The following is a 21,562-nucleotide window of genomic DNA, read 5'->3' as shown; positions in this document are numbered from 1 at the left end:
GAAAAAATGTACACGCATTCCCATATCAGGCAAGAGGCAATTTCAAGAGATATCAATCGTGAAATTAAAGATATGAAATTCAACAATTATTTTCATATTGATTTGGATTTCGCAGTTGTGTAATCGTGTGCACAAAATCAGCGGGAGGATTTTTCATGTCATCGAAACTGCGCCTGGGCGTCATCGGTGCCGGGTTGAAAGCGGCCGAGTATGCGCAGAGCTGGGCAGCCATGCCCGAGATCACCTTCGTCGCTCTTGCCGATGTGACCGAAGCCTCGCGCCAGCGGCTTGTCGATGTCGTGACCGCAACGGGGGCGCCAGCTCCACGATGCTTCACGGACTATCGCGAAATGCTGTCAGCCTGCCGCGATGAGCTGGACGCGGTCTATATCTCGACCCCCCACGCCTTCCACGCAGAGCAGGCGACGGCCGTCGCCGAAGTCGGGCTCGATATCTTCCTCGAAAAGCCGATGGTGACGACGGTCGAGGAGGCCGAAACGCTGATCGCCGCACAAAGGAAGTCGGGCATTCTCATCGTCACCGCCTTCCAGGGCGGCCTCTCCCCGCTGGTGCTGGATACGTGCAAACGCGCCGAAGCTGGCGAGTTCGGCGAACTGATCGCCATTGCCGGCACAATCTGGGAAAGCTGGGCGAGCAATTATGGCGGCCACTGGAAACAGCAGCCGGAAATCTCCGGCGGTGGCTTCATGTTCGATACCGGCGCCCACCTGATGAACACGGTCTGCATGCTGGCCAACTCCGATTTCGAATGCGTCGCCGCCTACATGAACAATCGCGGCACGGCCGTCGACATCGTCACCGCTGTCTCCGCCCGGCTGAAAAACGGTGCGCTGGCGACACTGACCGCTGCCGGCGAAGGCCCTCCCGGCTGCGCTTCCGCCATCACTTTCTTCTATTCCAGGGCGATCGTGCGCATCGACGCCTGGGGCAGCTGGCGCGAGATCAGTCTTGAAGGCAAACGCGGAACACGCGAAGAAGCGGAAATCCTCGGCAATCCGATGAAGAACTTCCTCGCAATCCGCGCTGGCCTGTTGGAAAACACCGGCTCGGTTGAAATGGGCTTGCGCTTCGCCAGGCTGTGGGATGCAATCAAGCAATCGGCGGCATCCGACGGTCAATCCGTCTTCATCGATGCCGCCTGAACCTTGGGTGGAATGGCAGGCATGAGCAGAAAGCGGATCACGTCAAAGGAACTGGCAAAACTGGCGGGCGTCTCGTCCGCCACCATTTCCCGCGCGTTTTCGCCGGACAGCCGAATCGGCGGCAAAACGCGCGACCGCATCCTCGCAGTTGCCCGCGAACACGGCTATCAGCCGAATGCGATCGCCCGCTCGCTCAACAACCAGCGCTCCCGCCTGGTCGCCCTCGTCGTCAACGCCATCGGCAACCCTTGCGAGGCGGAAGAACAGCAGCTTCTCGTTCACCGGCTGCAGGCCAAGCAATTGTTGCCGATCATCCTCTGCTGCGCCGACCATACCGACCGTCTGCAACTGATGCGTCTTGCCTCCACCTATCAGGTCGATCATGCCGTGATCTTTTCCGACATGGTCTCGATGAAGGACGCTGTCGAGATCTTCCATACGACCCGGCCGATCATCGTCTCCTTCGAGCCAGTGGAAGGCTCCAGCGTCTCGCATATCCGCATCGACGGATCGGCGGCCGCCGGCGAGATCATAGACAAGATCGTCAAGGACGGACGCAGGCGCTTCGCCTATCTTTCGGGAACCGCCTCCAGCTGGATCGACAAGCTCCGGCGCCAATGGTTCGCCGATGCGCTGGCGAAGCACGGCCTTGCCTTCGAGGCAGATGCCTATGGCGACTATTCCTACGATTCCGGCTTCAAGGAAGCGGTGCTTCTACTGCACCGCTCTAAGGCGGACGCGATCATTTGCGGCAACGACGTCATGGCGATCGGCGCCCGCGATGCTGCCCGCCGCGTGCTGAACCGCAACACACCGGACGATCTGGCGATCGTCGGCCAGGACGGCATCGCCATGGCCGCCTGGGATTGCCACGACCTGACGACGCTGAGCCTCGATCATGCCGCTTTCATGGATGCCGTGGTTGACCTGATCGACCGTCACGACGCCGATCTCGAAGGCCCGCACAGCATCACCCTTACCTGCAAAGCCCGCTGGGGAACCACGGCCTGATCCGACAGCCCGATCACAGGAAACCGCAATGCGTACTCTTGCCAGTTTCAACGACGCCTGGACCTTCCACAAAGGCTTTTCGCCCGATCTTGTCAGGGCTTTGCGTGAAGGACAGGCTATCAGCCTTCCCCACAACGCCGTCGAGCTACCATTCAACTATTTCGACGAGACCTGCTATCAGCGCGCCTTCACCTACCAGAAGATTCTCGCCTGGCAGCCTGACTTAAGTGGCCGCGAGGTCTCGCTCGTCTTCGACGCAGCGATGGCCGATTCCGTCGTCTACCTGAACGGCACGGAAATCATCGCACATCAGGACGGCTACACGCCCTTCGAGGCCCGGTTGACCGGTCTTCTGCGTGAGGGCGACAACCTCATCACCGTCAAGATCGACGGAAGCGAGAACCCCGCCATCCCGCCCTTTGGCGGCCGCATCGACTATCTCACCTATGCCGGCATCTACCGCGACGTCTGGCTGAAGGTCGTTGCGCCGGTCGCCATCGCCAATATCAAGATCGAGACGACCAATACGCTGGCGGATGCAAAATCCGTCTCGGTCCGCTGCGATCTGAGCAACCCGCAGGGCCTTGCCTTCTCCGGCACGATCGACGTCGAGCTGAAGAATACCGAGGGCGAAGTCCTCGCCAGCGTCGCGTCGGAAACGGATGGCAGCAGCACCACGCTCTCCATGGAAGAGCTCCCCGATCTCGATCTCTGGACCCTCGATAATCCCGTTCTCTACGAGATCGCCGTCACGCTGACCTCGGCGGAGGGCTCGGATGGCTACTCCTCTCACTTCGGCTTCCGCACTGCCGAATTCACGCCGGAAGGTTTCCGTCTCAACGGCAAGCCACTCAAGATCCGTGGCCTCAACCGCCACCAGTCCTTCCCCTATGTTGGCTATGCGATGGGCCGCGCCGCGCAGGAAGGCGACGCGGATATTCTGAAGGACATGCTGAAGTGCAATCTGGTCCGCACCTCGCATTATCCGCAGTCCAAGTGGTTCCTCGATCAGTGCGACCGCATCGGCCTTCTGGTGTTCGAGGAGATTCCTGGCTGGCAGCATATCGGCGACGAGCAATGGAAGCAGGAGTCGATCCGCAATGTCCGTCGGATGATCGAGCGCGACTGGAACCATCCCTCCATCGTCATCTGGGGTGTTCGCATCAACGAATCCCTCGATGATCATGATTTCTACGTGGAAACCAACCGTCTCGCCCGCGCGCTCGACCCGACGCGCCAGACCGGAGGTGTCCGTTACATCACCGATAGCGAACTGCTCGAAGACGTCTACACCATGAACGACTTCATCCTCGGCAACGAGGAACTGCCCGGCGCCAACCGCCCGCGCACGGCGCTGCGCAGCCAGCAGGAATGCACCGGCCTTTCCCGCAACGTGCCCTATCTCATCACCGAGTTCGGCGGGCACATGTATCCGACGAAAATCCATGACCAGGAACAGCGGCAGGCCGAGCACGTCCGCCGCCATCTGGAGGTGCTGAACGCCGCTCATGGCGATCCGTCGATTTCCGGCTGCATCGGCTGGTGCATGTTCGACTACAACACGCACCAGGATTTCGGCTCCGGCGACCGGATCTGCTACCACGGCGTGCTCGACATGTTCCGCGAACCGAAATTCGCCGCCTTCGTCTATGCCAGCCAGTGCGACCCTTCAAACGAGGTGATCCTGAAGCCGGTGACCTATTGGGCGCGCGGCGAGCGCAGCATCGGCGGCGTGCTGCCGTTAATCATCCTGACCAATTGCGACGAGGTCGAGTTGCGCTATGGCTCGCTCACCAAGCGCATCGGCCCGGATCGGGAGAATTTCCCACACCTGCCGCACCCGCCCGTCGTTATCGACCACCGGCATTTCAGCAATGACGAACTCGGCGTCTGGGGCTTGAAATGGGAGGACGGTTTCTTCACCGGTTTCATTGATGGCAAGCCGGTGACGAGCCTGCATATGATCCCCAACCCGCTGCCGACAACGCTCGACATCCGCCCCGACCGGCAGGTACTGAAGGCCGAGGGTCGCGACAGCACCCGCGTGATCGTACGAGCGCTGGACCAGGCCGGCGCGCGCCTGCCCTTCCTGAACGACGTCGTGGCGATAAAAGTCGACGGCCCTGCCCGCGTGATCGGACCGGAGACGATCACCTTTCAGGGCGGTACGACGGGGTTCTGGCTGGAAACGACGGGAGCTCCGGGGAGCATCTCTCTCACCGCGTCCTCGTTACGTTTCGACACGGTGAAGGAAGAGCTTCAGGCCGTTTAATTGTCGTTGCTGTCCGATTACGGGCGGCGGATGTCAGGCGATGACGGGATACCCCAATCGTTGCGCCTGCCGCTCAAACTCCGCCAGCGGCTCATAGTCCGCATCGGAAAGAAAGGCAAAATCCTTCAGCGCCAGCACATCGAGCACAGGGCCAAGCGAGGTTTCGGCGATGGCCTGCCGCAGGACCTGCCGCAACAGCGAAACCTCCTCATCGGAAGCATCGCCCCGGGTGATAAGCGGCAGTCCCGGCCCCTTTACCGTTTCGGCAAGGATGCGAACACCCGCCACGCTCTGCGGGTCGAAGCGGCGCACATTGCCGTAGGTGACACAGTCGATCGCCGCCACATCGGCATCGCCGGCCGTTACCGCCGCGATGCTGTTGCGGTGCCCGCCCGTTTCGATCACGCAAGAAAAGAACCGGCCCTCAAGCGCCAGCGGCGCGACGGCGGCACGAAACAGATTGACGCCGGAATTGCTGTCCGGCTCGTTGATCGCGGCTCGCGCGCCACGCAGATCCTCGAGCGATCGGGCGCGAGAATCCTTGCCGACGATGATGAAGCTGCATTTGGACGGCCCGTCACAGCCCGGATGAGCATAGACCGGCGTCGCCACCAGCCGCACCTTGCCGCGCAGGTGCTTCACGTAGGGAAAGCCGCACGCCTGTGCCAGCAGCAGGCCGGGGTGCGTCCATGCCGCATTGTACCGCACGGCCTCATCGAGCGGACCGGGAACGTCTTTTAGGTCCGCGTGCTTCAGTGCATCGCTCAGGAAACGCCACAAAGCCGCTGTGGCTTCAGCGAGCGGTGGCGGGCTGGCATACATCGCAAGGCTGGCAAGGCGCATTCAGGAACTTTCGCAGGTGGTAGGCGTGGTTACCACAATTCGACCGGTGCGGCATCATCGCATGCCGCATGGAACACGCACTTTCCGATCACGAATGGTTGGGATGCGTGATGCTGTCATGTGGTTTGAGAAAGTACCGGCGGGCGATATCCCAATAGCTGTTATAGACCAGCCCGCCATTGGTTGCGATCAGCGCGCCGCGGTTCTTGCGATAGATGGCTGGCAGGCGGTACCAGGAGATACCGGGCTTCAGGTGATGCAGGACATGCAGGTTGTTGTAGAGGAAGAGCGGCCCGAACAGATGGCTGTTTTCGACGATCGCCGTGCGTTCCTGGTGCCGCTCGGCGTAACGGTGCTCGGCATAGGATCTGAGCCGCGTCATCGCAGCCCCAAGATAGACGAAGCCAAAGAAATAGAGCCAGAACGGCATGCCGCAGATGACGGTGACCCAGAGGAGCACGGTAGCGATGCCAATCATGTGGATCGTCCAGATGCGCATCCGGCCGGGTTCTCCCGCCCGCACCAAGCGCCACTCCTGCACCAGGAAGCTCAAAAGCATCACGGCCGGCCCAATGGTCAGCCGCCCGAGCAGCGTCGTGTTCCAGCAGGCAAGCAGCTTGCCGGCAGCCCCGAGCCGTTCCCATGCCGTCTTGGTAAAATAGGAGGATTCGGGGTCCTCGATCGGGTCCGTCAGATGCTCGTCGCGATGATGTTCCAGATGGCTTTCGCGATAGATCTCATAGGGCAGCCAGAGCGAAAGCGGGATTGATCCGATGGCATTGTTGATCCGCTGGTTGCCCGTCGGGTGGCCATGGATGACCTCATGCTGCAGCGATCCATGCCAGGCGATCAGCCAGCCGCCGGCAAGCGCGACAAGGGCCAGCGGCAGGAACTCCCACCACCAGGTGAGTGCCAGAAAGCCTCCATAGATGGCAACTGCAAGGATGACGGTCGGCCATTCCACGCGACGCGAGGGAACCTTGATGATGTAAGATGGCGTCTCACGCATGCACCGCTATTCCCCCAGGAGTTGAGGGAAATTACCTCCGGGGGCCGCATTTAGATAATAATGTTTATTTATTTTATGGATTAATCAGGGAAAATTCGTTCTGTTTCAATTCCACTACGCGAAGCTTTGTCTGACATTATCCCGGTAGCACGTCCGCAAAAGCGCCGGCCGTTACATCCACGATGCTGGCGTCTTCGGCATCCGCCCATCGGGATCAATGACATCGAGGCGCGGCGCGCCGTTTGCGTTCCACCGCCAGAGCGCAACGCAGGTTCCGCCCGGCGACATGAAAGAGGGATAGACGACCCCGTCGAAATCCTGCTCGATCAATCGCTCCCGCAGCCGATGGGTCTCGGGCGCCTCGCCCTTGTCGAGATGCATCCGCCATTCGCAACGATGGATATCGGCAGAGCCTCCGAGTTTTGAAAGCGTCGCCGCATCCGTCAGGTCGGCAAGAGAGGCGCCTTTGAGCTCAAGCTGCGCGATCAGCGCCGGATGCTGCACAAAACCCTGATTATACTCCGCCCAGGCGGTCGAGAGTTCGCACGCCGCATAGATCGTCGGCGCGCCGACCGGGTTCCAGCGGCCGCCGAAACGCGCAGCACCGTCGCCCGAAAGCGGCGCAAAGGCCCATTGCGGCACGAAGGCGCGCCACAGGGTCAGCGCTTCAACGTTTCTGTCAGGCATAAACGCCGGACCGCACCGCCTCGAGATAGGCCAGCACCTTGTCCGACTTGCCCTCGCTCACCAGATCATAGGCCGTCTTGCCCGCCCAGCCGGGAATCGGCTGATGCTTGAACCAGATGGTCGCGCGGTTCTCGTCTCCGGCCATTTCGCTGGCCATGGCAAGGATGCGCACGACCTGGCTCAAGGCGCTGTCCACCTTGCGCGCGCCCGATTTCGCCGTCAGCGTGTTGCGGGCAACACCGATCAGCCGGGCAAGCTCGGACAGCGTGACGCCGAGCTGTTCCGAGACACGTGGCGCCGACAGGAACGGCGACCGACCATCACTGAACCGGCTTGCCGCAGTATCGAAGCTCAAGGCTGCCATGGCACATTCCTAACACATCTTGATAAAGACAGTATCAAAATATGCTCAAATCATGCGCATTTCAAGTGCAGGGATTAAACCGGCTTGCGCCAGCTCGGCTCTCGACGTTCCAGAAACGCCGAAATCCCTTCCCTAGCCTCGGCCGTCTCCCAGATATCGGCCAGACGCTCGATCGTTGCAGCGATGATAGCCTCGGTGATCGGCATGCCCAGCGACCGCGCCAAAGCTTTCGAGCGCCCGACCGCGCCGGGAGCAACCTGCAGATACGGCGCCATTTCCGCCTCGATCGCCGCATCGAGTTTCACGGCAGGCACCACGCGCGTCAGCAAGCCCGCCGCCAGCGCCTCGTGCGCATCGATGATCCTGCCGGACATGAACAGTGGCCGCGCCCGGCCTTCGCCGATGCGCGCCACGACATAGGGGCTGATGGTTGCCGGGATCAGCCCGAGCCGCGTCTCTGTCAGCCCGAACTTGGCCGTATCGGCGCCGATCGCGACATCGGAGACGCTAAGCAGGCCGATGCCACCACCAAAGGCGTTGCCGTGGACGCGGGCGATGACCGGCTTTTCCAGATCGTTCAGCGCCTTAAACATCAGCGCCAGCCGCCGGGCCTCCGCCTTTCGCGTCTCCCGATCGGCATCGACCTGCGCTTTCATCCAGCCGAGATCGCCGCCAGCGCAGAAGCTCGCACCCTCTCCTGTCAACTCGACCACGCGAACGAACCTGTCAACGCCCAATTGCCCGGCCACGTCGGTCAATTCGTCGATCATTACGCTCGAGAGTGCATTGTGCTTTTCCGGCCGGGCCAGCGTCAGACGCGCCACGCCTCTGTCGTCGACGAACAGGCGAAGGGTCTCGAATGTCATGCGGAACTCCTCAAACTGCGCGCGAAATCCGATGCCTTTTCAAGCGCGTCCTCGCCAAGGCCGGTCTCGAAGCCGCGCGCCTTCAAATACCGGTCGACTAGCAGCGTATCGACATTGCCCTTGGCACCCGGCGCGTAAGGGCATCCGCCCAGGCCACCCACCGAAGCGTCGAACGCGCGAATGCCGCGTTCCAGCGCAACGCCGATATTGTCGAGCGCCCGGCCCGACGTATCGTGAAAATGCCCGGCCAGCTTGGACGCGGGGATCGCCGCCAGCACGGCGGTCAGCATCCTGTCCACTGCCTCCGGCGTCCCGCGGCCGATCGTATCGCCGAGACTGATCTCGTAGCAGCCAAGCTCCATGAGCTGCACGGCAACATGGGCAGTGCTTGCGGGGGCGACGGTACCATCATAGGGGCATTCTACCACGCAGCTGACATAGCCGCGCACAGGAATACCGCGCCGCCGCGCCGCCTGCGCCACCGGACGAAACCGCTCTATGCTTTCGGCGATGGAGCAATTGATATTGTGCTGCGAAAACCCTTCCGACGCCGAGGCGAAGATCGCGACCTCGTCTGCTCCCGCCGCAAGCGCCGCTTCGAAGCCCTTCATATTCGGTGTCAGCACCGCATAGCGCACGCCCGGCCTGCGGCCGATGCCGGCCATGACCTCAGCCGCATCGGCCAGTTGCGGCACCCATTTCGGGCTGACGAAGCTCGTGACCTCGATCCGCTCGAAACCGCAGGCCGAGAGCATATCAACGAGCTGGATCTTGGCCACCGTATCAATCAGCACCTTTTCGTTCTGAAGTCCGTCCCGCGGCGACATCTCGACGATCGACACGCGGTTTAAGGCGCCGCCTGTTTCCGTTTCAGACATCACGCGGCCTCGGGCTTCAGCGACAGGAGAACCGTACCCTCGGAGGTCTGCTCGCCCTCGGCGACATTCATACTCTCGACAACGCCGTCCCGGCTTGCCGAGAGGGTCAGTTCCATCTTCATCGCCTCCATGACAATCAATGCGTCACCCTTTGAGACCGCATCTCCCGCCTGAACGCGCACCAGCTTGACCAGTCCCGGCATGGGCGCAACAACACGATCGGTGCCGGTCGCACTCTCGGCCTCACCATCCAGCGGATCAGGTACATGGAATTCATGGGCCCTGCCATCGAGCAACAGCGTCAGGCCGTGCGGCGCCTCAAGCAGCAGCAGGCGAACCTGCCGGCCATCGACCTCGGCATGGCACCCGCCGTCGAACCGGCCGAAAACGCGCACCGGCAGGACACGGCCGCCGATATGAACCGCAAACAGATCAAGCCCCCGCGCTGCCACCCGCAAGGCATGCCGCTCGCCGGCATGATCAAGCGTCACCGTGCGCGTCGCCTGACCCCAGATCTGCCAGTGGCCAAGCGACAGCCAGGGATCGCCGATGGGTCGTTTCCGCAGGATGCCGAGGGACAGAACAGCCGCCAGCGCCACCGCCGTCTCGTCGGGTGCCTCGGCGGCAGTCAGCGTCTCGACCTCCCGGTCGATGAGCCCGGTGTCGGGGCGCCCGGAGGCAAAGTCCGGCTGCTGGCTCAGGCGACGAAGAAATTCGAGATTGTTGGCGACGCCGCCGATATGGCTGTTTCGCAAAGCCTCTGTCAGCCGGGCGAGTGCGGCGGCTCTGGTCGGGCCGTGCACGCTCAGCTTGGCGATCATCGGATCGTAGTAGGGGCTGATGCGATCGCCCTGCCGCACGCCAGCATCGATCCGCGTGTCATCGTTCGGGAAGCTCAGATGCCACAGCGTGCCGGTCGATGGCAGGAAACCCCGCGCCGGGTCCTCCGCATAGACCCGCGCCTCGAAGGCCCAGCCGTCGATCGCAAGCTCGGACTGCTTCGTCGGCAGCGGCTCGCCATTGGCAACCCGCAATTGCCATTCGACAAGATCGATACCGGTGATCGCCTCTGTCACCGGGTGCTCGACCTGAAGGCGGGTGTTCATTTCCATGAAGAAGAATTTGTCCGGCTCAAGGCCATCGGAGACATCGACGATGAACTCGACAGTGCCTGCCCCCTGATAGCCGATGGCCCGCGCCGCGCGAACGGCCGCGTCGCCCATGGCCATGCGCATTTCTGCCGTCATGCCCGGCGCCGGCGCCTCCTCGATCACCTTCTGGTGCCGTCGCTGCAAGGAGCAGTCGCGCTCGAACAGATGCACGACATTGCCGTCGCGGTCGCCGAAGACCTGGATTTCGATATGGCGAGGCCGTTGCAGATATTTCTCGATCAGCACTGCGCCATCGCCGAAGGCCGCTTCCGCCTCCCGCCGCGCCGCTTCGAGCGCCGCGCCGAAATCTTCCGGCTGATCGACACGGCGCATGCCTTTGCCGCCGCCGCCGGCGCGTGCCTTGATCAGCACAGGAAAGCCGATCTCGGCGGCGCGCTCGGTCAGGAACGCAGCGTCCTGATTGTCCCCATGATAACCGGGAACCACCGGCACGCCCGATTGCTCCATCAGCACCTTGGCGGCGTCCTTCAGGCCCATGGCGCGAATGGCAGCCGGCGAAGGTCCGATGAAGGCCATTCCGGCTGCCTCGACCGCCTCGGCGAAATCCGCGTTCTCCGACAGAAAGCCATAGCCCGGATGGACCGCCTGCGCGCCGCACCGTTGCGCCGCACCGACGATACGCTCGATCGACAGATAGCTCTCGGCTGCCACGGCAGTGCCGATGCGGAAAGCCTCATCGGCCATTTCGACATGAAGTGCGCCGGAATCGGCATCGGAATAGACTGCTGCCGTGCGGATACCGAGGCGCTGTGCCGTGCGGATGATGCGGCAGGCGATTTCACCGCGATTGGCAATGAGGATCTTCGAAAACATGATCTATTCCGGTCTACTGCGCGGCGACGACTTCGACCTCGAGAAGCCAGGCCCCGTCAAAAATACCGGCGATCACCACCGTCATTGCCGGCGCCAGATTGCCCAGGTACTCGCTGCGGATCTCGCGGTTGGCCATCGTATGGTGCCGGTCAGCGAGATAGGTCGTCACCTTGACGATGTCCGCCTTGGTCATTCCCGCCGCTTTCAGCTGCGCGTCGACATTGAGCCAGACCTGCCGTGCCTGCGCTTCGAAGCCGGCTGGTACGGTGTCGTCGGAATCCGTCGGGATCTGGCCGCTGACGAGAAGCAACCGCTGGAAATCCTCGAGCCGGACGGCTTGCGAATAGCCGCCGCGCGGTTGAGGGGCATTCTTGGCATTGAAAACGTCGCGTTTCATTGTCATCTCCTCACATCCTGAACAGACCAAATCGGGTATCGTCTATCGGCGCATTCAAGGTCGCCGAAAGGGAGAGTGCCAGCACGTCGCGGCTCTTGCGCGGATCGATGATGCCGTCATCCCAGAGCCGCGCCGAGGCGTAGAGCGGATGGCTCTGGGTTTCGAACAGGTTCAGCACCGGCTGCTTGAACTTCGCCTCGTCTTCCTCCGTCCAGGGCGTGCCTGCCCGCTTCAGCGCATCGCCGCGCACGGTCGCCAGAACGCCCGCCGCCTGCTCGCCGCCCATCACCGAAATGCGGCTGTTCGGCCAGGTCCAGAGGAAACGCGGCGAAAAGGCCCGACCGCCCATACCGTAATTGCCGGCGCCGAAGGAGCCGCCGACCAGCATGGTGATCTTTGGCACCTTGGTCGTCGCCACCGCCGTCACCAGCTTGGCGCCGTGCTTGGCAATACCTTCCGTCTCGTATTTCCGCCCGACCATGAAGCCGGTGATGTTCTGCATGAAGACAAGAGGAATCTTTCGCTGTGAACACAGCTCGACGAAATGCGTGCCCTTCAGCGCCGATTCCGAAAACAGCACGCCATTGTTGGCGATGATGCCGACGGGGATACCGTGCACATGAGCAAAGCCACAGACAAGCGTGGTGCCGTATCGCGCCTTGAACTCGTCCAGCCGGGAACCATCCACAATGCGGGCAATCACTTCGCGAATGTCATAGGGCGTGCGCAGGTCGGGTGGGACGATGCCTGGAATATCGTCCGGATCGTAGATTGGTTCCTCCGGCGCTTGCCGCTCGACGGTGGCAATTCCTGGCCGGTTCAGATTGGCGACAGACCGGCGCGCCAACGCCAGCGCATGCGCATCGTCGCGCGCCAGATGGTCGGCCACGCCGGACAGCCGCGTATGCACGTCACCGCCGCCCAGATCCTCGGATGAGACGATCTCCCCCGTCGCTGCCCGAACCAGCGGCGGACCGGCCAGAAAGATCGTCCCCTGCCCCTCGACAATGATCGCCTCGTCCGACATCGCCGGAACATAGGCGCCGCCCGCCGTACACGACCCCATCACCACCGCGATCTGCGGAATGCCGGCGGCCGACATGTTGGCCTGGTTGTAGAAGATACGGCCGAAATGATCGCGATCCGGAAAAACCTCGTCCTGGTTCGGCAGGTTGGCGCCGCCGGAATCGACCAGATAGATGCAGGGCAGATTGTTCTCCGCCGCGACCTCCTGTGCCCGCAAATGCTTCTTCACCGTCATCGGATAGTAGGTGCCGCCTTTGACGGTGGCGTCATTGCAGACAATCATGCAGTCGCGGTCGGACACGCGGCCGATCCCGGTGATCAAGCCTGCAGCTGGCGCATCACCGTTGTAGAGCCCATGCGCGGCGGTCAAACCGACTTCGAGGAAGGGCGTCGCCGGATCGACCAGCTGGGCCACGCGCTCGCGCGGCAGCATCTTGCCGCGGCTGACATGGCGATCGCGCGCCATCTCGCCGCCGCCGCCGGCCGCCAGAAGTGCTGCCTCCTCCACCACGCGCATCGCTTCGCTCATCGCCGCGCTGTTGGCACGGAATGCCTCCGAAGACGTCGAAATCTGCGATTTCAGAACGGCCATTCATCCCCCGATCGACCAAACATTCTGCACTCCTTCACCCCTGGTGTTATGCCGACTCGCCGAAGATCTCCCTGCCGATCAGCATACGCCGTATCTCCGAGGTTCCCGCGCCGATCTCATAGAGTTTTGCATCTCTGAGCAGACGGCCCGCCGGATAGTCGTTCGTATAGCCGTTGCCGCCCAGCACCTGGATGGTTTCGAGCGCCAGCGCCGTCGCCCGCTCTGCCGCATAGAGGATACAGCCGGCCGCGTCCTTGCGGGTCGTCTCGCTGCGGTCGCAGGCGGATGCCACGGCGTAGACATAGGCGCGCGCGGCATTCAGCGTCACGTACATGTCGGCGATCTTGCCCTGCATCAATTGGAATTCTCCGATCGGCTGACCGAACTGCTTTCTTTCATGCAGATAGGGGACAGCGGCGTCGAGGCAAGCCGCCATGATTCCGAGCGGCCCTGCAGAGAGCACGACGCGCTCGTAGTCGAGGCCCGACATCAGGATGCGGACACCGCCGCCGACGCTGCCGAGCACATTCTCCTTCGGCACCTCACAATCGCTAAAGATCAGTTCGCAGGTATTGGAGCCGCGCATGCCGAGCTTGTCGAGCTTCTGGCCGGTGGAAAAGCCGGAGAAACCCTTTTCGATCAGGAACGCCGTTATGCCGCGCGGACCTGCCTGCGGATCGGTCTTGGCATAGACCACCAGCACATCGGCATCCGGACCATTGGTGATCCACATCTTGCTGCCGTTCAGCACATAACGATCGCCGCGCTTGTCGGCCCTGAGCTTCATCGAGACGACATCGGAGCCCGCGCCCGGCTCGGACATCGCCAGCGCTCCGACATGCTCACCGGAAACCAGCTTCGGCAGATATTGCTGCTTTTGCGCATCCGAGCCGTTGCGGTTGATCTGGTTGACGCAGAGATTGGAATGCGCCCCATAGCTCAAGCCCACCGACGCCGAAGCGCGGCTGATCTCCTCCATCGCCACGCAATGGGCGAGATAACCGAGACCGCTTCCGCCGTAAGCTTCCCCCGCGGTGATGCCGAGCAGCCCGAGATCGCCCAGCTCCCGCCAGAGCGGCGTCGGAAAGCTGTTGTCTCGATCGATGTCGGCTGCATGCGGCGCGATGCGCTCGCTGGCAAACCGGCGTACGGTCTCGCGCAGCGCCTCGATTTCTTCGCCCAGGGCAAAGCTCAAACCACCTGAATACATCGGGCCTCCTCCCTATCACGCTGCTCTATGCCGGGTACGAGCGATATCCTCCGCGACCTCGACCGAGGCGCTTGGCGGACACTGCTCTCCTGCGAGTTCACAGCCGTCGAGTGATGCCGGCGCAACGGACTCCTCTTCCGCCGTACCGGTGTCGAATTTCGAGACTATCACACCCGCGCAACAATTTCCGAACCAAGACAGAGGCTTGCACGCATGATTTGCAAAAAATCGCCGCGGGAAAGCCGTCGTTTGGATTGTCCGGACAATCGGCTACCGTCGCTCTCGCCCTTGCATACGACGCCGGCAAGCTTCAAGACGGAACCACGACAACGGCAGCGGAAAGATCATGGCAGGAAAACAGATCACGATCATCGGCGGCGGGCCGGCAGGCCTGATGGCGGCAGAGGTGCTTTCGCTGTCCGGCCATGTGGTGACAGTCTATGACGGGATGCCGACCTTCGGCCGGAAATTCCTGCTGGCCGGTAAATCCGGCCTCAACATCACCCATTCCGAGGACTACGAACGCTTCGCCATCCGGTTCGCAGGCGCATCCGACAGATTGCGCCCGGCGCTCGATGCCTTCACGCCATCCAATGTACGCGCCTGGGCGGCAGGGCTCGGCACAGAAACATTCGTCGGCACGTCCGGGCGCGTTTTCCCGAACGTCATGAAGGCGTCGCCGCTTCTGCGCGCCTGGCTCGGCAGGCTCGAAGCGCAAGGCGTAACAATGCTCACACGTCATCGCTGGACGGGTTTTGCCGGCGACGATCTTGTCTTTGAAACGCCGAATGGAAGGACAGTGATCCGCAGCGACGCGACGCTGCTCGCGCTCGGCGGCGCCAGCTGGCCGCGCTTGGGATCGGATGGAGCCTGGACCACCTTGCTGCGCGGCAAGGGCGTTGAAATAACCGACCTCCACCCCGCCAATTGCGGCTTCGACGTTGCCTGGAGCGATATCTTCAAAACCCGCTTGGCCGGCGCGCCGCTGAAATCGGTAACGGCCACGTCGGATGCCGGGACCTTTCCCGGCGAATTCGTGGTCTCCGAACATGGGATCGAGGGCAGCCTCGTCTATGCGCATGCAGCGGCGCTGCGCGACACGCTGGCGCGAGACGGAAAAGCTGCGCTGTCGGTCGATCTCGCTCCTGGAAGAAGCGTCGAGCGCCTGACCGAGGACCTTGCCCGGCAGGACGCAAAGGCAAGCCTCTCCAATCGCCTGCGCAAGGGCGCCGGCCTGGAAGGCGTCAAATCTGTTCTGGTGCGGGAAGTCGCGCCCGTGGCCGCCCTGAACGATCCCGGGAAACTGGCACGACTAATCAAGGCACTGCCCATCCCGCTGCTCAGGCCGCGCCCCATTGCCGAAGCCATTTCCTCGGCCGGCGGCATTTGCTTCGACAGTCTCGACAGGCGATATATGCTGAAAGTGCTTCCCGGCGTCTTCGCCGCCGGAGAGATGCTGGACTGGGAGGCTCCCACCGGCGGGTATCTGCTGACGGCCTGCTTCGCCACCGGCCGCGCCGCCGCGCGCGGCATCATGGAATGGCTGCAAGCACGGCAGTGATCTCGCCTCAGTTTGAAGGTTTCGGTTGCGACGTTTGGTCGATCAACTCGAAAATGGTGGAGACAGGCACGACATCGTCCGACCGCAGCTTGACCAATCCATCCTTGCCGACAAGCAGCAGGGCAAAGACGCCATCGGCGACATCGAGATCGTAGCGGATAGCGTAGGGATTGAGAGCGTAATGCGGCCCGAACAGCACCGTCACATCGTCGCGGCCGACTTCCAGCACGATCAAATCGCGCTCCCGTAGCCCCTCGGTTTCGGCCAACAGCATATTGGCCTGGCGCGTGGCCTTACTGCGATCCTCGCAGGGAAAGATAACGAGAACCCGGTATCGCCATTCGAAATCGACAAGGCTTTCGCCGCCATGCTGCGGATCGACACCCATGCCGAACACATCGGCAGTCAGTGATTTCAGCATCGCCTTGATCCTCGTGATATTGAACCCTGAGGGGACAAACAGGCAAGCCGGCGTTTGGTTCCAGATTTTCGCTCAAGGATACAGTTATTGAACGAGGATCGCCCGAAAATCATTGACGTTCGTGCCCGTCGGCCCCGGCTTGAAAATATCGCCGATCGCATCGAAGGCGGACCAGCTGTCATTGCGGTCGAGAAGTGCCGCGGCATCGATATTGTTTGCGGCAAGGCGCGCAATCGAAGTGCCATCGGCAAACGCCCCGGCATTGTCTTCAGACCCATCGATCCCATCCGTATCCGCCGCAAGCGCCGAGACATCGGTGCATCCGTCGATACCGAGAGCCAGAGACAGAAGGAACTCGCTGTTGCGCCCGCCCTTACCCGTGCCCCTGCCCCCCTCCTTGATCGTCACGGTGGTCTCGCCCCCGGAGAGAATGACGACAGGCTTCTTGAACGGCCGGTTGCGCACGGCAACTTCTCGCGCGATCGCGGCATGCACGCGCGCGACCTCGCTCGCCTCCCCTTCCATCGCATCCGAGAGAATGGCGGCCTCGACGCCGACCGCGCGCGCCGCCTCCGCCGCCGCCGCCAGTGAACCCGCAGCCGATGCCACGAGATGGACGGTATTGCCTACAAAGCGCGGATCGGACGGTGTTGGTGCGGCGCAGTCGCCGCCGCGGATGAAATCCATGGCTTTTTGTGGCAGGTCCAGCCGATAACGCTCGATATATCTCAGCGCATCCTCGCGCGTACTGCCATCGGGGATTGTCGGGCCTGAAGCAACCAGCGCCGGATCATCGCCGGGAATGTCCGACACGACCAAAGACACAACCCTTGCGGGATACGCCGCAGCCGCCAGCCGCCCGCCCTTGATCCGGGAGACCTGCTTGCGCACCGCATTCATGACGCTAATCGGCGCACCGGAGGCCAGCAGCGCCCGGTTGACGGCAATCTCGTCCTGCAGTGTCAGCCCAGCCGCCGGCATCGGCAGCAGTGCCGATCCGCCGCCGCAGATCAGCGCGACGACAAGATCATCCTCCGTCAGCCCGCTTACCTCCTGCATCAGCCGCATTGACGCCTTCAAGCCATTTTCATCCGGTAGCGGATGCGATGCCTCCAGCACCTCGATCCGCTCGCAGGGTGCGCCATAGCCGTAGCGCGTCACGACCGCCCCCGAAAGCGGCCCGTCCCACAGTCGTTCGAACACCTGCGCCATCTGCGCGGCACCCTTGCCGGCACCGATGACCACCGCTTTGCCCTTCGGCTTCTCCGGCAGGTTCGCCGCCAGCACCCTGGCTGGATCGGCAGCGGCGACTGCCGCGTGAAACAACGTTTCGAGAAAAGCCTTGGGGTCCGCGATCGCCGCCATATTTCCTATCCTCATCCAATAAAAGACCGGGCGGCCTTCCTCCTTGCCGCCCGGTCCTGTCGTCAGGCGACCGCGTGGTTGGCCATGCGTTCCAGAGCCTTGACGAGGCCCGAGTGATCAAGACCGGCATCGCCATTGGCGGCGCAGTTGTTGAACAGTTCCTGGGTTGCAGCCGTGTTCGGCAGCGAGATGCCAAGTGATTTTGCCCCTTGCAGTGCCAGATTGAGATCCTTCTGGTGCAGCGAGATCCGGAACCCGGGATCGAAGGTGCGCTTGATCATCCGGTCGCCGTGCACTTCCAGGATGCGGGAGGAGGCAAACCCGCCCATCAGCGCTTCGCGCACCCGCGCCGGGTCGGCTCCGGCCTTGGAGGCGAAGACCAGTGCTTCGGACACGGCCTCGATGGTCAGTGCGACGATGATCTGGTTGGCGACCTTGGTCACCTGACCGTCGCCGCAGTCGCCGACCAGCGTGATGTTCTTGCCCATCAGCTTGAACAGCGGCAGCGCCCGCTCGAAGCTTTCCTCAGTGCCGCCGGCCATGATCGACAGCGACGCCTGCTTGGCACCGACCTCGCCGCCGGAGACCGGCGCATCCATATATTCGGCGCCCGTCTCGCGGACCTTCCTGGCGAATTCCTTGGTCTCGATCGGCGAGATCGAGCTCATGTCGATGACCAGCTTGCCCTTCGACAGGCCGTAGGCAACGCCGTTTTCGCCGAACAGGACATCCTTCACTTCCGGCGTGTCCGGCAGCATCAGGATGATGATGTCGACCTCTTCGGCTAACGCCTTCGGATTTTCCGCAAACAGCAGGCCGTTGTTGACGAGTTCCTGCTTCGGCGGGATGAAGAATTTCGAGGTGACGACGCTGTGGCCGGCATCCTGCAGGTGGCGCGCCATCGGCGTGCCCATGATACCCAGTCCGATAAAGCCGATTGTGGCCATGATGCTTAGCTCCTGATCTTGATGATGTCTGCGCTGCGGGGCTGGCGGTTTGCCTCTGACAGCCAACCGAGCCCTTCGGATGTCGTCGTGCGCGGCTTGTATTCGCAGCCGATGAAGCCGTCATATCCGGCGGCTTCGAGCGCCGAAAAGACGAAGGGATAGTTGATCTCGCCGGTGCCGGGCTCGTTGCGACCCGGATTGTCGGCGAGCTGGATATGGGCGATCCGGTCCCTATGCTTTAGATAGGTGCCGATCAGCTCGCCTTGCGTCCTCTGCTGGTGGTAAAGGTCGTACTGGATGAACAGGTTGTCGCTGCCGACCTCCGCGATGATCGAGGCCGCCTCATCCACCGTGTTGAGGTAAAAGCCCGGAATGTCGAAGCAGTTGATCGGCTCGATCAAAAGCCGGATGCCGTGTTTGCCGAGTTCGGTCGCCGCCAGTCTGAGATTGGCAACGAAGGTCGCCCGCAGGACGTCATCGGAAACGCCTGTCGGGGCGATGCCGGCGAGGCAGTTGACCTGGGTACAACCGAGCGCCGTCGCGTAGTCGATGGCATTGGCCACGCCGCGCCGAAACTCGTCGATCCGGTCGGGCAGAATGGCGATGCCGCGCTCGCCGCCGGCCCAGTCGCCGGCCGGCAGGTTGTGCAGCACCTGGAGCAGGCCGTTGGCATCGAGGGCAGCCTTCAGCGCGTGGGCGTCGAAATCATAGGGAAAGAGATATTCCACCGCCTCGAACCCGGCCTTGGCGGCCAGCGCGAACCGGTCGAGGAACGGCGCCTCGTTGAAAAGCATGGTCAGGTTTGCCGCAAACTTCGGCATGAACAATCCTCCTTGTTCTGTGATCAGTCGAGCAGCGCCATGATCGCCGTCGGCGCATCCTCGCCGCGCTCGGCAAGCTCCTCGAACTCGACGACCGCATTGATGTCCGCACCCATGGAAATATTGGTGACGCGCTCGAGTATGAATTCGATGACGACCGGCACCTGATGTTCGTCCATCAAAGCCTTTGCCTTCGCGAAAGCCTCCTGGAACTCGTTCGGGCTCCTCACCCGGATCGCCTTGCAGCCGAGGCCTTCGGCGACGGCCACGTGATCGACGCCGTACCCTTTCTCCGCATCGCCCGACGCGTTGATGTTGTCGAAGGCGAGGCTCACCTCGAAATCCATGTTAAAGCCGCGCTGCGCCTGGCGGATGAGGCCGAGATAGGAATTGTTCACGACCACATGCAGGTAGGGCAGCCTGTGCTGGGCGCCGACCGCCAATTCCTCGATCATGAACTGGAAATCATAGTCGCCCGAGAGCGCCACGATCGGCCGGTCCGGATCCGCCGCGCGCACGCCGAGCGCTGCAGGCAGCGTCCAGCCGAGCGGCCCCGCCTGGCCGCAATTGATCCAGTTGCGCGGCTTGTAGACATGCAGGAACTGCGCGCCAGCGATCTGGCTGAGGCCGATCGTCGAGACATAGCAGGTGTCGCGGCCGAACGCCTTGTTCATCTCCTCGTAGACGCGCTGCGGCTTCAGCGGCGTCTGGTCGAAATGCGTCTTGCGCAGCATGGTGCGCTTGCGCTCGCGGCATTCCTCCGCCCAGCCAGACCAGTCGCGCAACTTGCCCGCCGTCTTCCATTCGGTCGCGACGTCGAGGAACAGCTTCAGTGCTGCGCCCGCATCCGAGACGATACCGAAATCCGGCGCGAAGACGCGGCCGATCTGCGTCGGCTCGATATCGACATGGATGAACTTGCGCCCCTCCGTATAGGTCGGCACGTTGCCGGTATGGCGGTTGGCCCAGCGGTTGCCGACGCCGAGCACGAAGTCCGACGCCAAGAGATTGGCATTGCCGTAGCGGTGCGAGGTCTGCAGCCCGCACATGCCGGCCATCAGCGGATGATCGTCCGGGATCGTGCCCCAGCCCATCAGCGTCGGGATGACCGGAACGCCGGTGATCTCGGCGAATTCGGTCAAGAGATCAGAGGCATCCGCATTGATGATGCCGCCGCCGGCGACGATCAGCGGCCGCTCGGCCTCGTTCAGCATGGCGATCGCCTTCTCGGCTTGAGCCCGCGTCGCCGAGGGCTTGTAGGCGCCGAGCGAGGCATAGGTGCCGATGTCGAACTCGATCTCGGCGAGCTGCACGTCGACCGGCAGGTCGATCAGCACCGGCCCGGGGCGGCCCGAGCGCATCAGATGAAACGCCTTCTGGAAGACGAACGGCACCAGCGCCGGCTCCATGACGGTGACCGCCCATTTGGTCAGCGGCCCTGCGATCTTGGCGATGTCAACGGCCTGGAAGTCCTCCTTGTCGAGGCGGGCGCGAGGCGCCTGGCCGGTGATGCAGAGGATCGGAATCGAGTCCGCCTGGGCCGAATAGAGCCCGGTGATCATGTCGGTGCCGGCCGGCCCCGAGGTGCCGATGCACACGCCGATATTACCGTGCCGGGCGCGCGTATAGCCTTCCGCCATATGCGAGGCGCCCTCGACATGCCGCGCCAGGATGTGCCTGACCGAGCCGCGCGCCTTCAGCGCCGAATAAAAGGGATTGATCGCCGCGCCCGGAACCCCGAAGGCGCAATCGACGCCTTCCCGCTCCAGAACCAGAACCGCCGCATCGACAGCGCGCATTTTCGCCATGACTAGATCCTCCATCGTCTGAGAGTGAGGGTAGTCCTTTTTCTCGAGGTCGCAATTAAATAATGGAAATCATTCCCATCATATGGAAATAAACATTTTCAACGAATCGGAAGCAATCGATGTCACCAGGGGCAGGGTAAACGCCTATGGATCGCGAACTCCCAATTCTCCCCGCCGGTGGGGAGAAGAGGGAGCTCGCGGCAAGCGCTGACATCCACGCGAATTCTGCTGCGGGGGAGCATCAGGCCGGCTTCAAATTCTTTCCTTACCTCTCCCCGCAGGCGGGGAGAGGTAAGGAAACGCCGCATGGCTCCGCAAACCAGTTCCGGTTCGCGC

At 62.5% G+C, this 21,562-nt stretch carries 19 protein-coding genes; 4 read left to right on the top strand and 15 right to left on the bottom strand.

Annotation, left to right across the window (positions count from 1 at the left end; all coding sequences use genetic code 11):
• The first annotated feature begins 155 nt into the window (after positions 1-155).
• Genes WI754_RS29450 through WI754_RS29440 form a run of 3 tightly spaced genes read left to right on the top strand, consistent with a single transcriptional unit; the run spans position 156 to position 4,446 of the window.
• A complete protein-coding gene (locus WI754_RS29450; RefSeq protein WP_341486561.1) occupies positions 156-1,163 on the top strand; it encodes a Gfo/Idh/MocA family oxidoreductase in 1,008 nt (335 codons plus the stop codon).
• 12 nt (positions 1,164-1,175) lie between these two features.
• Entirely contained in the window at positions 1,176-2,174 is a 999-nt protein-coding gene (locus tag WI754_RS29445; protein ID WP_341486560.1) for a LacI family DNA-binding transcriptional regulator, read from the top strand.
• Between the two features lie 28 nt (positions 2,175-2,202).
• Positions 2,203-4,446: a glycoside hydrolase family 2 TIM barrel-domain containing protein gene (locus WI754_RS29440; protein WP_341486559.1), complete on the top strand. Its 2,244-nt coding sequence runs from the start codon at positions 2,203-2,205 to the stop codon at positions 4,444-4,446.
• Positions 4,447-4,479: 33 nt separating this feature from the next.
• Here the strand turns inward: WI754_RS29440 and WI754_RS29435 are convergent, their stop codons facing one another.
• The 10 genes from WI754_RS29435 to WI754_RS29390 form a co-directional block, all read right to left on the bottom strand.
• Positions 4,480-5,289, bottom strand: a complete 810-nt coding sequence (locus WI754_RS29435; protein WP_341486558.1) for a PhnD/SsuA/transferrin family substrate-binding protein — start codon at positions 5,287-5,289, stop codon at positions 4,480-4,482.
• An 88-nt stretch (positions 5,290-5,377) separates the two neighbouring features.
• A complete protein-coding gene (locus WI754_RS29430) occupies positions 5,378-6,298 on the bottom strand; it encodes a fatty acid desaturase (protein WP_341486557.1) in 921 nt (306 codons plus the stop codon).
• A 171-nt stretch (positions 6,299-6,469) separates the two neighbouring features.
• A complete protein-coding gene (locus WI754_RS29425; protein WP_341486556.1) occupies positions 6,470-6,985 on the bottom strand; it encodes an RES domain-containing protein in 516 nt (171 codons plus the stop codon).
• Positions 6,978-7,349, bottom strand: a complete 372-nt coding sequence (locus WI754_RS29420) for an antitoxin Xre/MbcA/ParS toxin-binding domain-containing protein (protein ID WP_341486555.1) — start codon at positions 7,347-7,349, stop codon at positions 6,978-6,980. Before WI754_RS29420 ends, WI754_RS29425 begins: the two co-directional genes overlap by 8 nt.
• Positions 7,350-7,423: 74 nt before the next feature.
• The gene (locus WI754_RS29415; protein WP_341486554.1) at positions 7,424-8,215 is read right to left on the bottom strand and encodes a crotonase/enoyl-CoA hydratase family protein; all 792 of its coding nucleotides are present in this window, start codon (positions 8,213-8,215) and stop codon (positions 7,424-7,426) included.
• Positions 8,212-9,093, bottom strand: coding sequence for a hydroxymethylglutaryl-CoA lyase (locus WI754_RS29410; RefSeq protein WP_341486553.1), 882 nt, complete (start codon positions 9,091-9,093; stop codon positions 8,212-8,214). The genes WI754_RS29415 and WI754_RS29410 overlap by 4 nt, the downstream gene beginning before the upstream one ends.
• Entirely contained in the window at positions 9,093-11,078 is a 1,986-nt protein-coding gene (locus tag WI754_RS29405) for an acetyl/propionyl/methylcrotonyl-CoA carboxylase subunit alpha (protein WP_341486552.1), read from the bottom strand. The genes WI754_RS29410 and WI754_RS29405 overlap by 1 nt, the downstream gene beginning before the upstream one ends.
• 13 nt (positions 11,079-11,091) lie before the next feature.
• Entirely contained in the window at positions 11,092-11,475 is a 384-nt protein-coding gene (locus tag WI754_RS29400) for a RidA family protein (protein ID WP_341486551.1), read from the bottom strand.
• Positions 11,476-11,485: 10 nt separating this feature from the next.
• A complete protein-coding gene (locus WI754_RS29395) occupies positions 11,486-13,093 on the bottom strand; it encodes a carboxyl transferase domain-containing protein (protein WP_341486550.1) in 1,608 nt (535 codons plus the stop codon).
• A gap of 46 nt (positions 13,094-13,139) precedes the next feature.
• Complete coding sequence (locus WI754_RS29390) at positions 13,140-14,303, bottom strand: isovaleryl-CoA dehydrogenase (RefSeq protein WP_341486549.1); 1,164 nt, start codon at positions 14,301-14,303, stop codon at positions 13,140-13,142.
• Between the two features lie 346 nt (positions 14,304-14,649).
• Here WI754_RS29390 and WI754_RS29385 point away from each other — a divergent pair, with 346 nt between their 5' ends.
• Positions 14,650-15,864 carry a TIGR03862 family flavoprotein gene (locus WI754_RS29385; RefSeq protein WP_341486548.1) on the top strand — a complete coding sequence of 405 codons (1,215 nt, stop codon included), beginning with the start codon at positions 14,650-14,652 and terminating at the stop codon, positions 15,862-15,864.
• A gap of 7 nt (positions 15,865-15,871) precedes the next feature.
• On the opposite strand, the gene WI754_RS29380 is transcribed toward WI754_RS29385, so the two are convergent.
• The 5 genes from WI754_RS29380 to gcl all read right to left on the bottom strand — a co-directional run bounded on the left by WI754_RS29380 (position 15,872) and on the right by gcl (position 21,226).
• The gene (locus WI754_RS29380; protein ID WP_341486547.1) at positions 15,872-16,285 is read right to left on the bottom strand and encodes a DUF4174 domain-containing protein; all 414 of its coding nucleotides are present in this window, start codon (positions 16,283-16,285) and stop codon (positions 15,872-15,874) included.
• Positions 16,286-16,369: 84 nt separating this feature from the next.
• Positions 16,370-17,650: a glycerate kinase gene (locus tag WI754_RS29375; protein WP_341486546.1), complete on the bottom strand. Its 1,281-nt coding sequence runs from the start codon at positions 17,648-17,650 to the stop codon at positions 16,370-16,372.
• A 62-nt stretch (positions 17,651-17,712) separates the two neighbouring features.
• Entirely contained in the window at positions 17,713-18,597 is an 885-nt protein-coding gene (locus WI754_RS29370; RefSeq protein ID WP_341486545.1) for a 2-hydroxy-3-oxopropionate reductase, read from the bottom strand.
• 5 nt (positions 18,598-18,602) lie between these two features.
• Positions 18,603-19,418, bottom strand: a complete 816-nt coding sequence (gene hyi, locus WI754_RS29365; protein ID WP_341486544.1) for a hydroxypyruvate isomerase — start codon at positions 19,416-19,418, stop codon at positions 18,603-18,605.
• A 23-nt stretch (positions 19,419-19,441) separates the two neighbouring features.
• A complete protein-coding gene (gene gcl, locus WI754_RS29360; RefSeq protein ID WP_341486543.1) occupies positions 19,442-21,226 on the bottom strand; it encodes a glyoxylate carboligase in 1,785 nt (594 codons plus the stop codon).
• Positions 21,227-21,562 lie beyond the last annotated feature (336 nt).

The sequence above is a fragment of the Pararhizobium sp. A13 genome (genome assembly GCF_040126305.1).
In the GTDB taxonomy this organism is placed as follows: Bacteria; Pseudomonadota; Alphaproteobacteria; order Rhizobiales; family Rhizobiaceae; genus Pararhizobium.
This window is presented reverse-complemented; position numbering and strand designations above follow the sequence as displayed.